The organism is Fibrella forsythiae (assembly GCF_017353175.1).
Lineage (GTDB): Bacteria > Bacteroidota > Bacteroidia > Cytophagales > Spirosomataceae > Fibrella > Fibrella forsythiae.
Genome location: NZ_JAFMYW010000008.1, coordinates 118508 through 133117, shown reverse-complemented (window position 1 = coordinate 133117; position 14610 = coordinate 118508). Strand labels below are relative to the sequence as shown.

16 protein-coding genes and 1 tRNA gene are annotated in these 14610 nt (G+C 48.1%); 15 read left to right on the top strand and 2 right to left on the bottom strand.

Features of this window, described 5'->3' with window-relative positions; all coding sequences use genetic code 11:
• The first annotated feature begins 37 nt into the window (after window positions 1-37).
• Window positions 38-430, top strand: a complete 393-nt coding sequence (locus tag J2I46_RS23605; RefSeq protein WP_207331541.1) for a VOC family protein — start codon at window positions 38-40, stop codon at window positions 428-430.
• Between the two features lie 24 nt (window positions 431-454).
• On the opposite strand, the gene J2I46_RS23600 is transcribed toward J2I46_RS23605, so the two are convergent.
• Window positions 455-1363 (bottom strand): alpha/beta fold hydrolase, encoded by a 909-nt coding sequence (locus J2I46_RS23600; protein ID WP_207331540.1) that lies wholly within the window; start codon window positions 1361-1363, stop codon window positions 455-457.
• A gap of 190 nt (window positions 1364-1553) precedes the next feature.
• Between J2I46_RS23600 and J2I46_RS23595 the strand changes: the two genes are divergently transcribed.
• On the top strand, window positions 1554-1721 hold the full coding sequence (locus tag J2I46_RS23595; RefSeq protein WP_207331539.1) for a hypothetical protein: 168 nt from the start codon (window positions 1554-1556) through the stop codon (window positions 1719-1721).
• A gap of 46 nt (window positions 1722-1767) precedes the next feature.
• Here the strand turns inward: J2I46_RS23595 and J2I46_RS23590 are convergent, their stop codons facing one another.
• Window positions 1768-2307, bottom strand: coding sequence for a PAS domain-containing protein (locus J2I46_RS23590; protein ID WP_207331538.1), 540 nt, complete (start codon window positions 2305-2307; stop codon window positions 1768-1770).
• Window positions 2308-2573: 266 nt separating this feature from the next.
• Between J2I46_RS23590 and J2I46_RS23585 the strand changes: the two genes are divergently transcribed.
• The 13 genes from J2I46_RS23585 (at window position 2574) to J2I46_RS23525 (ending at window position 14605) form a co-directional block, all read left to right on the top strand.
• Window positions 2574-2650, top strand: a tRNA-Asp gene (locus J2I46_RS23585).
• Between the two features lie 189 nt (window positions 2651-2839).
• On the top strand, window positions 2840-4018 hold the full coding sequence (locus J2I46_RS23580; protein ID WP_207331537.1) for a site-specific integrase: 1179 nt from the start codon (window positions 2840-2842) through the stop codon (window positions 4016-4018).
• A 10-nt stretch (window positions 4019-4028) separates the two neighbouring features.
• Entirely contained in the window at window positions 4029-4898 is an 870-nt protein-coding gene (locus J2I46_RS23575; RefSeq protein ID WP_207331536.1) for a hypothetical protein, read from the top strand.
• A gap of 90 nt (window positions 4899-4988) precedes the next feature.
• The gene (locus J2I46_RS23570) at window positions 4989-5267 is read left to right on the top strand and encodes a helix-turn-helix transcriptional regulator (RefSeq protein ID WP_207331535.1); all 279 of its coding nucleotides are present in this window, start codon (window positions 4989-4991) and stop codon (window positions 5265-5267) included.
• Window positions 5268-5365: 98 nt separating this feature from the next.
• Window positions 5366-5950, top strand: coding sequence for a hypothetical protein (locus tag J2I46_RS23565; protein WP_207331534.1), 585 nt, complete (start codon window positions 5366-5368; stop codon window positions 5948-5950).
• 53 nt (window positions 5951-6003) lie between these two features.
• Window positions 6004-7281, top strand: a complete 1278-nt coding sequence (locus tag J2I46_RS23560) for a tyrosine-type recombinase/integrase (RefSeq protein WP_207331533.1) — start codon at window positions 6004-6006, stop codon at window positions 7279-7281.
• Between the two features lie 66 nt (window positions 7282-7347).
• The gene (locus J2I46_RS23555) at window positions 7348-8682 is read left to right on the top strand and encodes a VapE domain-containing protein (protein ID WP_207331532.1); all 1335 of its coding nucleotides are present in this window, start codon (window positions 7348-7350) and stop codon (window positions 8680-8682) included.
• A 392-nt stretch (window positions 8683-9074) separates the two neighbouring features.
• Entirely contained in the window at window positions 9075-9974 is a 900-nt protein-coding gene (locus tag J2I46_RS23550; RefSeq protein ID WP_207331531.1) for a DNA-primase RepB domain-containing protein, read from the top strand.
• 69 nt (window positions 9975-10043) lie between these two features.
• Window positions 10044-10277 carry a hypothetical protein gene (locus J2I46_RS23545; protein ID WP_207331530.1) on the top strand — a complete coding sequence of 78 codons (234 nt, stop codon included), beginning with the start codon at window positions 10044-10046 and terminating at the stop codon, window positions 10275-10277.
• Window positions 10278-10376: 99 nt separating this feature from the next.
• Window positions 10377-11183, top strand: a complete 807-nt coding sequence (locus J2I46_RS23540; RefSeq protein WP_207331529.1) for a hypothetical protein — start codon at window positions 10377-10379, stop codon at window positions 11181-11183.
• A gap of 393 nt (window positions 11184-11576) precedes the next feature.
• Entirely contained in the window at window positions 11577-11807 is a 231-nt protein-coding gene (locus tag J2I46_RS23535) for a hypothetical protein (protein ID WP_207331528.1), read from the top strand.
• A gap of 1317 nt (window positions 11808-13124) precedes the next feature.
• The gene (locus tag J2I46_RS23530) at window positions 13125-13736 is read left to right on the top strand and encodes a hypothetical protein (protein ID WP_207331527.1); all 612 of its coding nucleotides are present in this window, start codon (window positions 13125-13127) and stop codon (window positions 13734-13736) included.
• Window positions 13737-14002: 266 nt separating this feature from the next.
• Window positions 14003-14605: a master DNA invertase Mpi family serine-type recombinase gene (locus J2I46_RS23525; protein WP_207331526.1), complete on the top strand. Its 603-nt coding sequence runs from the start codon at window positions 14003-14005 to the stop codon at window positions 14603-14605.
• Window positions 14606-14610: the final 5 nt, after the last annotated feature.

Genomic DNA, 14610 nt, shown 5'->3' with positions numbered 1-14610 from the left:
GGTATAGAACACAAAAAAAATCGGCCAGCTTTGCACTATGCGTATCGAACATCTTGCCCTTTGGGTCCGCGATCTGGAAGCCATGCGGACTTTCTACGAAACCTATTTTCAGGCAACGGCCAATGAGAAGTACACGAACCATTCGAAAGGCTTCTCATCATATTTCCTGTCATTTCCCGAGGGCGGTCCGCGCCTTGAACTGATGCAGATGCCGGGTATTCCAGATACAATGAATGATGTTCTGGCGCAATTTACCGGCTTGGTTCATTTCGCCGTTTCTGTTGGCGGCGAAGCTGCCGTAGATGCCCTGACCGAGCGCTTCCGGACTGATGGATTTCCCGTTGTGGGTGAACCACGCCACACGGGCGACGGCTATTATGAAAGCGTTATTTTTGACCCCGAGCAAAACCGGGTTGAAATCACTGCCTGAAGCACTGAAAATGGCGCGGAGGCATCAAGGCCTGCCAGCAGTATGACTTAACGCAGCCCCGTTGGGCGTAGACAGAAGACTAAGTAGAATAGAGGCGATGTATTCCCGTTTATTATCCACGATGTCGTGGCGACTTTCGGCCAGAAGAAACTGCTTGAACTGAGCGTTCCGTAGCTGTTTTTTTGCAAACGCAACATTGGTAGGATACACCAATTCGTCGCGCTGACCGTGAAGCATGGTGATACCCGATGTAATGCGCGGCCAGTCGGGCAAAATAGCTTCGAGCGCTTTTTTATGCGCCAGTTTTTCGTCATTAGCTAATCGAAGCAGCGGTGGTACAAGCGCCCGCAGCGGTTCTTTATCAACCCAGTAGCTTATGCCGTAGGTACGTTCCAGCCCCGGCCCCAGTGCCGACGAAACAAACACCACCTGATCAATTATGCCGGGGTTATTCATAGCCAGCCGGGCCGATACCGATCCACCGTACGATGAGCCCACAACAATCAGATCGGTGGTGTTTTTATAGCGGTCAATAAGAGGTTGTAATAGCTCGGCCTGCCGGAGAATAGAGGGCTCTACCTGGCCGAAATCAGAATAGCCATAGCCGGGACGATCAACAGCCACCAACTGAGCACGATGCAGCAACGCCGTGTCTTTGAAGAAACCATTGAAGAAGGAAAGCGAACTGGGAGCACCGTGTACGAAAATGATCGTCGGTTTTCCGGGTAGTGGCGGCGTTTCTATGTAACGAATAGTGCGCTGCCCTACTGTATAGCGCCTCACGACCGGCCGAACCGACTGGGCGGCGAACTCGTCGTTGAGTTCCCTGTCAGTCTGCCTGAAATCGAACAGCCAGGCCAGCGACAGGGCAACGCTGATGAGCAGCAAAAGCCCGAGAAAGCTCCAGCCAAGAATACGTCCTGCTTGTTTCATATGGTGTGAAGTGGTGTCGAGCAAAGCAATATACTTCTACAACCGACTAACCAAAATCAGACCACGAATTGTTTAGCTACGGCCTGATTTACGCCCGATTCCATGCGTACCGGCCTGGCTCCGCAGCCTCGAAGTCTGAAACCAGATATGGCGCGACGGGTTTACAAACCAACTAACTGGAACAAGTAACATGGAAACTAACCCAACTACAGACGACCTTGATCTGCCTAACCTGTCAAGACTAGCCGATGCTGACGAGTCGGCATTGGCCGTGGATGCCGATCCTGCCATTGAGAAACCCGCCGGTGCGGCCGAGCTCATGAGTCCCGATGATGCGCCAGGCCCTGATGACAACTGACAGGGTTTGTAGAGGCGTATCAGGCGTAAAACCAATGGAAGCTACGTTAAACCACTTCCATCTCCACAGCCAGAAAATGGGTGAACTCGCCCTGGCTATTACGAAGTGGCTCAATTTCCAGCCGACAGACATAGGCTTCGCCATTCTTCCGGTAGTTGACTAGATCAGCTTTCACAGGCATTCGTTTTTGGAGTTGGCTGTTAATGCGGTTAAGCTCAGTAGAACTGGTCTGTTCGCCCTGCAGGAACTTAGTGGTTTGCCCAACAGCCTCGCTGGTTGTGTAGCCAGTCATAGTCAGGAAGCTATGACTGGCCCACAAGACGGTTTTCGACGAATCTGTCAGCACCAGTGTGAACCCCTGATTCAACGCCTGAAGGTAGTCTCTACGCTGCTTGCGGGTCAGTTGCCAATCGAAAATAGTGGCTAGTTTTCCAAAAATGCCCGCTTCTTTCCGCCTCGCTTTCTGTTGAGCCTGCGTTAACAAGTAGATCTCCATACACGGCGCTGGAAACGACCGTTGACCATCAAGATTATTGCTGCGGCCAGCCTGCTGTTGCATGTCGGAGTATGCCTGTGAAAAAATCATAGCTAGATAGAGAAAGGTGACTACCAATTTGAAATATAACCTTTGCCCTAACACGCTCCAAATGAATTGGCGGTAATTGAGTGGATGGTGGCCCTGGGCGAAAAAAGATTGCGTTGTATCTGTCTGTAAGCCAGTCAAGAAGCCTTTTTTAGTGAAAAAATGTCGTTTTTTTTAAGGTCAAGGCTTGCGCCGAGTATATCGGCACCCTACTTTTGCACCACGATAAAGGACAACGGCAACGACGTCTGGCTTCGAAATAATAATCTGGTTCGGTAGTTCAGTTGGTTAGAATGCCGCCCTGTCACGGCGGAGGTCGCGGGTTCGAGTCCCGTCCGGACCGCCAGATTTAAAATTAAAAGCCTGTAGGTTAGTCACTTACAGGCTTTTTTGATATTTTCCTGATTTGGCTTTTTGTTTATTAGAGCGCGTTAGGATGTTTTACATATCTCCTCGTTTGCTACTCGTTTGCTACCCGGTTTTATCTAGTACTTGCCGCGTAGGTTTGGCCCATCACTGTTTAAAACACAATTCGATGGTCAGCTATAAACTTGTATTCAATCGTAAGAATAAGCTCAACTCAGAGGGTAAAGCATTAGTACAAATCGAAGTTTACCAGAAAAACTGTCCACGTCGCTATTTCAGTACCGATGTTCGGATCACTCCACAAGAGTGGAATCCCAAGAGCCGGGAGATCAAAAACAATACTCAAGCTAATCGGCAGATAATGCAGCGGCTTATGGAGTTGAAAAACTTCGAGAGCTACTTCCCCGCCACACATGGTCGTGTTTTTGCATTGGCAGATTTTGACTTGATGCTCAATTTGACCGTGGAAGAAGCTGCACCTAAACAAACGTTTTCAGCTTATATGCGAGCTGAAATTGATGCAGATAAACCTAGCATTGCTGCTGTTACTTATCAGCGGCGTGGGAGAGTGTTAAATCGACTGAATTTACATCATGGTGGGCCTGTAGCATTTGGGGATTTGACCTTTGCATTTATTAATAGGTTCGATCAGGCCAAGCGTGGTCGCTTTAAACTAGATGACAACACTGTTGAAGCTGAACATAAAATTCTAAAGCGTTATATCAGTCGGGCTGTAAAAAGTGGACTCTTGTCTCACAATCCCTATGATCAGTTCAAAATTAGGGGTAAGGCCGTTGATAAAGCAATTTTGACTGACGAAGAAATTAAGCGTATAGAGTTACTTCCATTAGATGAAGAACAAATCCAATTAGCTATTTACAGGGATGCATTTTTGTTGGCGTACTACACGATGCTACGTGTAAGTGATCTCATTACACTCACACCCAAGCATGTCGTTAAAACTGCTGAAGGGCTATTGATTGAAAAGGTCCAGTGTAAGACAAAGCAAAGAGTTCGTATTCCTTTAGGGACGTTGCATGGAGGTAAAGCACAGGAATTGTTGCTAAAATATTGGCCAACAGTAGACGGTAAACGATTTATCAGCCGGACTGCTCAACACATGAACCGCCGATTAAAAGATGTGTTAAAGCTCGCTGAGATTACAAAGATCAACATTGGGTTTCATAGCGCCAGGCACAGCGGTATTACATGTTTAGTGCGTCGAGGAGTGCCTTTGGCAGTCGTGCAAAGTCTAGCTGGGCATGCTGACATTAAGATGACTATGACATATGTTCACTTGGCTGGCTCTGATGTGGAACAGGCTCTTGCCAATGTCATCAAATGGTAAACTTTTAATTATGAATAAGCTAACAGAACACCAAAATATATACGGGCAAAAGATTGGTGTGAAATATTACGTGGAGAAAGGTTTAAAGTCTCGACGACTCTACTACGGAGACAAGATTCTAGAAGGCTATCCATTGTACATACGAATAACTGTTAAGCGGCAGAGTGCCCAGATTAAAAGTGTGATTGAACACTACGTTCCCCCTGAAAAATTGGATGAGTTTTTACAAAAAGCGCCCATTAAGCCACTTATCCAGGATGAAACGAATGAAATTAAAAGGAGAATTCTTGCCTTCAAACCGTTTGATAATGAGAGCTTTAAGATAGCTATTGCACTTCAGGGTTTTTCTGTTGAAAAGTATGATATCCGATATATTATAGGATCATACCTTATACAGGAATACCATGAGGCTAGGTCATTAGACCTTTTGGGCTGGTTTTGTGATGAATATGACCAATACCCCACTAGGCAGTGGCTAAATACAGCTTATAAAATTGATGACACTGAATTCAATCCAATAGACCGGGTTGCTCGCTTAACATTTAGTACCAGAGAAGCTATTCATGATAGTTTGACGGGCATCTTGCCCCTCTCAGTTTATAACCGGATACGTGCCGATGCTGTCAAAGGAAGCTATGTTGAAGATTTAGTTAAAAGATATGGTCTACCTCTTCTTAGATTAAATCAGTACTTAGAGAACTTCGCAGTACGTGCCCGGAGGTTACCAACCTTAAGTTTATTTCTATCCTCCGAGTTTGATAACCTCTTTATTGAATATTGTGATAATGAAGAAGTGTTATTCTCTGTACGTCAGGGCTTTAAGGCTCTATGTGAGAGATACGGAGTACTTAATGAATTGGTGGAAAATGTAGCCTATTAAATTATTTATGTAAAATGTTTTGGTAGTATATATTATGTAATCAATATTTGTCCTGTAAGTATGTAAATGCTCCTAAAGAGCCATAGCAGGATGAAACAAACCATAGTAAAAGAGGTGCAGCGCACTCAAAAGCCGTTGCAAAAATCAAGAGTCACGATAGCGCTTGACCAAAAGCCCTTTCTGCGCCCAACTGAAGTGTTGGAACTATTTGGTATTAGTAGAGCAAAATTTTGGGCATGGGCAAATGCAGACTATTTTCCATTAGTGCGGCCAGATGGCCCACAAGGGCGTATTGTTTTCGTTCGGAGGGCTGATATTCAGCAATTCATCGAGACTGGAAAGCCAGTTATTGGTGCTCAGGCTATATGAGTCATGAGATCAATTAATAGTCACTTATCTAACATAACTATTGCTCGAGAGGGTATTAAACAAAGAAGCCCGATTGTGCTACCAACACAAACCGGGCTATGTCGAACGCCGAAGGAAAGGCAAAATCAACGATGCAAAAATACAAAAAGGTTTTTAGAATCCGGCATAACAGACCGAGTACTGCTACCGCTTTACCCAGCGGTAAGATCAGGCCACAAACTCAGGCCCATCAGCCCTTCGAGTTCCGCCTAGCCGCTCTGAGCGATGGTGCACTCAATCAACTGCGCTTGTTTGTAACGTCCAATCTGCCCGAAGACTCCGACTTCCTGTGGGTGCCCACCAATATCCAGTGCTTCACCTGGGAAGTCAATGAGTGGGGCATTCTCCCACTGAGAAATCTTGACGCTTGGCTCTTAGAACAACATTTGCGATCAAGGCTATTTTCCCTCTTTGGCGAAGCCATTGCCACGGGACTCCCCATTACCCGCACCCTCATTGAGCAGATCATTGGCGTGCATGGCTTCCTGCGCGATTGCCGGGCCGACTTCCCCCAGTGGGTAGCCCTCATCAAGGAGGACCAGGCTAGCGGCCAACTGACTATCGAGCAGGCCAGCGCCCGGCTTTGGCAGCTCCACGAACTAATCAATTCGCTCGAATCCAAGCTTATTCTTCCCCAGGCCTAATCCCAACCCAACGCCTGGTTGCCCCTGGTGGCCAGGCCTAAATCATCGAACGTATGGCTTCTCTAGCATACCCCCATGAAACGGCGGGGATTAGGCTCCTTTTTTCCTTTCGCAAAAGCAAACAGACTAAGGCCTTACCCAAAGAAAAACGTCAACAAGTGATGATCTTGGTGACGGTCAATGAAGTGCCTGCTCGTTCCCGCCACGGCTCCAAAGTCTACGGCAGGCCTGATCAGTGGAGCCAGAAAGCCCAGTGCTTCTTTGGCACCACTGACGAAATACGCCTGCTTAACAAGCAGCTGCAGCTAGTGTATGATCGACATCTACGCATTCTGCTGGAACAAACGGAGGAGGGCAAATTTACGCCGACCGCTGAGACGATCCGTTCGGCTTTTATTGCCAAGGTGCAGGTTCAGCCTATGCTCCTGGACGGTTTTCGGGCCTTTATCGCCTGCTTGACCACCGTTGAGCAGCGCCAGCAAACGACGCTTAAAAAATGGCGCTTTGGCGCGGCTCACCTGACGGGTTTTGTGAAGGCCGTTCACCGGGCCAAAGATTTACCCTTGGGTCAGATCAATATCAAGTGGGCCAAGGCTTATCTGGATTATCTACTGAAGCTAAAAACGCCCAGCGGACTGCCTAAGATGAACCGGACTACGGCCAGCATCTACGTCAAGCAACTGGTGGCGGTGCTAGACTTCATGATCGAGGAGGGTCATTTGGAAGTCAACCCGCTGAGCAGTCTCAAGCTACGGCAAGGGCCTAGTAAGCCCATTTACTTTTTGGAGGATGTGCACATTGACCGCCTGGCTAAACTGCCCCTGACCGGGACGCTGGCCACGGTGCGCGACGCGGCCCTGATGATGTGTTATACCGGGCTTGACCCGGCTGATCTGCGCCAGGTACTTGATGATCCGGCCAAGTACATGGTGAGTCTGCTGGGCGGTGGGCAGAAGATCATCGTTCACCGGGGTAAAACGGCAGTGCAGGCTCAGATACCGCTCTTGCCCGGCGTAGCTGACCTACTGGCCCGCTATAGTAATCCCTGCCGGATGCCGACGCACGCCTATATCAATCTGTTTCTAAAGGTGCTTCAGGATGCCATTGACTTCCCTCACCGGCTAACCTGCAAGATCTGCCGCAAAACGGCGGGGTCCCTGTTTCTCAATGCAGGTTTTAGTATCGAGGTGGTGCAGCAGATTTTAGGCCATACTAAAATCGGTACTACGCAGAAGCACTACGCCCGCATTTATGACAAGCGGGTAGATGCCGAGATGAGCCGGGTGGGTATGTTCACCGTGCCCCTCAGCCAACCCCGCCACAGTGCTTAGTGCTTGACCATTCACCAAACCCCGTACCGGCTCCTAACGCGGTACGGGGTTTCATCTTTTACCTATATGCGTACCCAAGATCACTCCGCTATTCCTAACCTTTCCTTTTCTACCTCAGCTACCGAAGCCCCTACTGGTAGTGGCCAGCCTACTCCTGACTTGCCGCCCAGTACGGTCGTTGCGCCTCCAGTTACGGCTCTACAAGATGAGGACGAGAATGAACCCAAAATTATTCGTATTCGGCGCTACCTGGATTATCGCTATGAGTTTCGACTCGATGTAGTCGCCAACGAAATCGAGGCCCGTGCTAAGTCCAGAAAGGGTCAGAAGACAGGGCCATTTAAGCCACTCAACGAGAACACGATAATGGTCGAGTTGTACGAAGCGGGTTTTAAAGGATTTGACAAAGAGCTGATGGCCTTGATGCGTTCCAGCTACGTACCCACCTACGATCCCATCAAAGAATATTTCGAGACTCTGCCCGCTTGGGATGAGACAAAGCCGGATTACATCGCTCAGTTGGCTAGCTATGTCAAAGCGCGGGATAATACCTGGTTTCTGTCTCAGTACAGAAAATGGCTGGTCCGGGCCGTTGCCTGTGGGATTGGAGTGATTCCATTCAACAAGCAATGTTTCGTGCTGGTGGGCAAGCAAAACGATGGTAAGTCATCGTTTACCCGTTTCCATCTGCCCGCTGCCCTGGAGGCGTATTACACCGAACACATCGATCTGGCTAAAGGGGGAACGGATTCCAAGATTGCTCTATGTGAAAATTTCATTATTAACCTGGATGAGTTGGCTGCGTTCTCCAAATTCGATATCAGCAAGTTCAAAGCCATCCTGACCGAAGATAAGGTGAAGGTCCGCCGTCCGTTTGCCCGCAAAGCGATGCCTGACAAGCGCCGGGCGAGCTTTTTTGGCTCGACGAACCAGGCCAACTTTCTGACCGATGAGACGGGAAATGTGCGTTGGCTGGTTATGCAAATCTATGATATTCAGCACGACAACGGCGGTCCGAAAGGCTACGCTCGGAACATCGATATCAACCTGGTCTGGTCGCAAGCGTACGCCCTACTCAAAAACGGTTTTTTCTTTCAGATGAGCCGCGAAGAGATCGATCAATCTGAACGGCACAATAGCCAGCATATGCTCATCACGGCAGAGCGAGAATACATATCCCGGCATTTCAAACCCGCCGTCCCGCAGCAAGTCGATGCTCACTTCCTGATGGCTGGTGAACTGGTCCAATGGCTCCAAAACCGGTATGAGGGGAAAACGGGAGGAATCAATAGTCGAAACATGGGAAAAGCCTTGCAATCCATGGGCTTCGCACTTACGTCAGCTAGACGGTCAGATTGTACCTATCCAATAAATGCGTACTGGCTTCAACTCTTTGACTAGCTAAAAAATAAAGTTTTGGAAAGTTGATCACTACATCACTACAGAACTATGTATAGTCATCTAAAATTCTGATTTATAGCTGATTAGTTTGTAGTGAATACGATTCAACTGGATCACTACGAATCACTACAAAAAAGGGGCTAATTCAAACTAATCACTACAATCGCTACAACGTTTTCGAGTAATTAACTCATTGATAGTCAAAAAAATACGATTGGATTGTAGTGATGTAGTGGTGTAGTGATCATGTTTTGAAAAGGTTTGTAAATTTTTTATTTTTTAGTCATTTTGGCCAACTAATTAGATGATTTTTTTAGTACTATTCCAACTTTAAGTCATGAGAGGGAATACAGTGAAAGTCGTTCACCACACACCCCCCACAGGGTAAAAAGATGTCTTCTCTTAATCTCACACAACACGCCATCGAGCAGTACGTAGAGGCCTTACAAGCGGCGCAGTACCGAGTGCGTCTGGTCAACTTTCAGGCTGACCAGGCCAAGCCCGTGACCTATACTGGAACCCAATTGACTGACCCCAAGACAGTGGCTTTTCTGCGCTGGCAAAACAGCTTGGGCTTCGATGTCTACGCCCGGCCTGTAGGCTGGCAGTATGTGCTATTAGACGATCTGACGCGGGATGCCTTGACCCTTATCAAAGCCGATGAACTGCGGCCTTGTCTGCTGCTGGAGACTTCCCCAGCCAACTACCAGGCGTGGGTGATCCTGGCTCACCCTCCCACCGACCGAGCGCACGCTAAAGCTACTTGCCGGGACATGGCTCAGCGTTACGGGGCGGATCTGTGTAGCGCCGAGCCTGACCACGTGGGCCGTCTGCCGGGACTGACTAACCGAAAGGCCAAGTACCAACTGGCCAATGGACGGTATCCGTTTGTGCGACTACTCCGGGCCACTTCCCGACTCTCTTCTTTTTCTACCCCAGTGGGGGGGTGTGTGCCGACCGCGTCTATTCCCTTAAGCCAGGACATGATGGCAAGCGGCTTTTCTGATGGATTATCTGTCCCGGACAGGAGTGTCCCAGACAGGAGCGGGACGGTGGCCCACTCGCTGTCCAGGACAGCGCAAACCTTTGGTAGACAGGGTGGGACAGGGCAAGCCAGTCACAGTGAACATGACTTTGGCATTGTGGTAGGATTGGTGCAAAAGGGCTGGGACGATAGCCGCATTAGGGCGCATTTACTGACCCATAGCCCCGACCTGATGGCCCGCAAAGGCAACTACACCGACAAGTACATTTTACGCACCATTCAGGCCGCGCGGCGGCGAGGTGGGTAGGCTAGCCCAGACTGGCCCAGGGACACTACTACTAGGTCTTCCATACTCTTTACGCGTTAACCCAATGCGATGCAACCCACAGACAACCCCACAATCCGAATTCGTACCATGCGCCGGAAAGAGTTGCTGGCGCAGTACAAACTGACTGACGTAACCTTCAATCGCCGACTCAAACGCGATAACCGGGCCGAGACAGTTAAACTTCGTAACGAAATTAAGGGACTACAGGTCTTTTTCCCGGATCAGGTACGCCGGTTAGTGGCCATTCTCGGCCCTTGGGAAACCGACTATACCGAACCGTGAAAATAATCGGGAACGATCGAGAACTGAATCGACAACGTTTGACAAACTACGACAGGGCCGAATTTCGGCCCTTTTTCTTTGTCCAAACCAATAATCAGTATGACAGAGAAACAAGTTGCCGAAGCCACCGATCTGAAAAAAGACGGTTGTTCCATCCGGGAAATTGCCGGGATGATGGGCCTGCCCAAAAGCACTATCGAGCGGGCGCTGAAGGACACACCCGGATCGGTATCGGTGGGAGAGCTGCCTTCCCTTGCAGAGGGCGGTAGTATTGACAAAGAGGTGCAGCTCGAAGCACTCCGACTCAACCACGAGCTTAAGATGGAGGAATTGGCCATTCGCCGGGAGCAGACAACCCAGCAGACTAAAGAGCTCTCTATTCGTCAGCAGGAAGTCGAAAACGAGCGGACTACGCTGGTCTTGCAGACAAAGCAGCTGGAGCAGGACGAGCAGGCGGAACAGACGCGTATCGAAGGTCGCAAATCGTTACTGGTCAATAAATTTAACCGCCTGGTTCAGGAGCTGCTGGATAACTGTAAGGAATCGACCTGGGAAGGCGAAGAGGTCAATGAATACCTGGTCCGTGTCGATGCGCTCAAAGACAAGCTGATTGTCTTCTGTGATCGGCACCAGATCGATGAAGAAGAGCTGCATATCTGGCATTCGCTCCAGGCTTTGCTCACTTTCTGGGAGAAGGCGAAAGAAGATCTGACGGGGTGGTTCTCCGATGACGTAGAGCTGGATCTTTCTAAAGAGGAGATCCTCAACATCAAGTCTTGGTTTGTGGAGTTTTTTGACGATCAGGTGACTGAGGTGTCCGGTGAAGAATCGGAGGAGGAAGACGATGCGGAGGAGGATCAAGAGGAAGACGATGAGGAGCGTCCCAAAGGGCGTTCTAGACGCTAAAAAGTAGCCTGATAGCCTTAAAATGGCGTTGGGTCAGTGTCTCATCCCCTTTTCGGGCCACTGACCCAACGCTGTCCCACCTTAGTTCTTGCTGTTGTCTCTCTGGTTGGGACACCAACCTAGAGCCAGTTTTCTCACTTGAGTACAGCAGTAATGGCAGTAATTGGACAGGAGTTGCCAACGTTCAGCTGGAGTTGTCCACCGCTGACAGCGTACAGGTCCCGAGCACTGCTTGGGACCTGTTTTGTTTTGGCCTGCATCCTAAGTGAGCTGTTGATAAACGCAGAGGGGGAGGTTATTTATTACAAAATGCGCAAGTAACTGGGTGAATTATTGCGAAAATGGCAAGTATCTTTATGGGATATACCCATGTACTAAATCTAGTTTTCGGCTATGCGTATTCTGACTAAGGAGCCTTTATTCATTTCTCGCAAGGAGTTCGCGGAGTACATCTATACCGTCCGGGGCACAACAACCGCTTACAAGCTGTACAAGACCATTCAAGACGCTAATCAGATAAACTATGACTTACCGCTAACTGTAGAGCAGGTAGCAACCTACTTCAACCTGACCAAGGAGCGGATCATGCGGCAATTAGGTTATGATCCGGATTGGAAAAGATAGGAGCAGCGAGTTCATCTACTAAACGAGATTTATTTAGTTGGCCAGAGCCAAAGGGCAGAATCGGGTTACTGAAAGCGTATGCGATATCAATAAGACGATATGGAGGCAAACCGTCTTCCATTAGACAAACCCTATGATGATAGTGGGTGAATAGTGTCCTAGTATTGGCGTAATACCAGGCACTATTCACCCGGTATTGTCCTAATACCGGGGCACTATTGGGGCAATAGTGATGAATACTGGGATGATAGTGGTCAGGTATTAGCCGGTATTAGGACAAGGGTTGAGCATTAGGCAAATCAATGAAATGTCTAAATTCGCAACTTTTAAACAGCGAATAAATCGCTACAGCAATATGAGATAAGCGCCACCAGTATAGAAGGAAGCACCTGGTTGATGAAACAGGGATGTTTATCGGCTGTAAAGTCACCGAACTCCCCTGAAATGCCCATGAGTGAGTATTTGCTGCTATCTGAAACAGAGTATTAATTGAAAGGTAATGGTAATATAAGAGAACAGTCAAAGTTTCTCTCCTCAACTGAAAATCTGCAGTTTACGGTCAAGGTAATTAACTATCGGCACAGCGCAGGTATCAACTTAGACGTAGGAACAACTGCATGGCAGAATTTTCAAGAGGCTATCAAAATTCGTAATCACATTACACACCCCAAAAGCAGCGACGGTTACGAGATAACTGATGCCGAGATGCAGCTTTGCATAAAGGTGAGTCATTGGTTTAACGGTATAACCCAATCCTTTCTTGATCGCCTGTTAAGAAACGGGGGGCTCAGGTCGTAGGGACTTACGTATCTGTTATACCGCTCAAACGGTATGCCGAGCATGTCGATGTTTCAGAGGAAGACATCATTCATATGCTAAATCAAGCCTAATGGCTGTTTGCCGTTTCTCTATCAATTAGTTAAAGGACAGTACCTGCTTAAAACACGACAAACCGCTCAATAAATACCAACGCCGCATTGGGTCAAAATGCTCAATTTAGTTTCGTCTTTATCTACTACTTCATGAAATATGCTATACTAATATTAACCTCAATTAAGTCGAAAGATGTATCAATTAGCAAGACGGATCATCGAAGATGCATTTGGCAGCCTATCGGATCAGTATCCAGTCAATGTGCCCCTTGTTAAAGGGATAAGTGGTGCTATTCACAGCACCCCGCTAGGTGGCGTGACTACTTCAGTCTTATTAACTACGGCTGGCGTTACTACTGCGCCTCCTCGTAGCGCTTCAAACAGAGTCATGAGGACACCAAAGAATCCACACAGTTCCTCACCTTACCCTGTGGCACCCAATAGGATGATCCTGACAAAAGCGGCGGCTCTTAATTATGCTAATATCATTGACGGCCTAAATATAGGCTCTGTACATGGAGACGTAAAAACCGAGCCAAACTGGCGCGTGCTCTACCGCGCTAAGAACCGCCCAATGAATTTCAAGACAGGAGCTGGTCCTTCAACTCCCCAGTCGATATCCACTATCCCCTGTCACAGTTGTGGCATTATTTTGCCGGAGGATGCTATTCAAGTTGATCACTACATGCCCCAAGAGGGGGGTATTAACACGGATCTTCATGCCCTTAAGACGCTACGCGCATTGAGACTAACCGATCAAGTGCCAAATGGACTAAAAGGAGTTGCATTAGATATAGCAAATCTCGCCGATTTTGGACTGAACTTTAAGCTGATGCCCAAAGGGAGAGGGCGGGGTATTGTAACTCAGTTCGCTACTATATCTGCCGCTGCCAAATGGACAACTAACGAAGAGGGAAGTGCCTTTCTGACGCTGGTGGACTCTGTCAATGGCCTTGAAGACCTTAGGCGCATGTGTAAGAATAACCTCTTAAATCTAGCGCCTCTTTGTGGCATGTGTAATGTTAATAAATCTAATAGAACTAGGGCTATAGCATAAGTACGATTGATATTAGCTTTTGAGGACCCGTCGTTTTACCGGTTCAAAATTTGCTGAAGCAAAAGGCCACTTAGTGTCTCCGATTCCAAACCAGAAAACGGTTTTTAAAAATAGTTTGAAACTAACCTAGAATAGTCGCAAACAGATAGGTTATGGCCATTAAATGAGCGTTTATCTACCCCACATATGATGTATACTAAGTGGCGTTAAAATCTCTCAATACTTGCCTATATTTAACGACTTGAATGGGTTTAACCAAGCACCCTATGATTTACGCCTACATCCGGGTATCAACCGACCGCCAAACCGCCGAAAACCAGCGTTTCGAGATCCTGAAGAAGACCAGCGCCGATCGTGTGCACGTTGATCAGTGGATTGAGGAAACTGCCAGTGGCACCAGGTCGGCAGCAGACCGCGCCCTGGGAAGTTTACTTGCATCAATGAAGGCGAAGGATGTTTTATACGTAACGGAACTATCCAGGCTCGGCCGATCGCTGATGGAAATCATGAGCATTCTGCACGATTGCATGGAGCGCGATGTCCGGGTATTCGCCATCAAAGAAGGATACGAGCTAGGTAACAACATCAACTCAAAGGTGCTAGCCTTTGCTTTTAGTCTATCCGCCGAGATCGAGCGGAACCTAATTAGTCAGCGTACTACCGAGGCGCTAGCACGTAAGAAGGCGGAAGGAATGCAACTTGGTAGGCCAAAGGGAAGTCTAAATGCGTCAGTAAAACTCTCCGGCAAAGAGTCAGCAATCAGAGAGCTGCTAAAGTCCAAAGTTTCACACTCCGCCATCGGGAGAATTATGGGTGTTGACAGACAGACGGTTAGCAATTTTATTAACAACTACAAGCTAAATATTTAAAATTT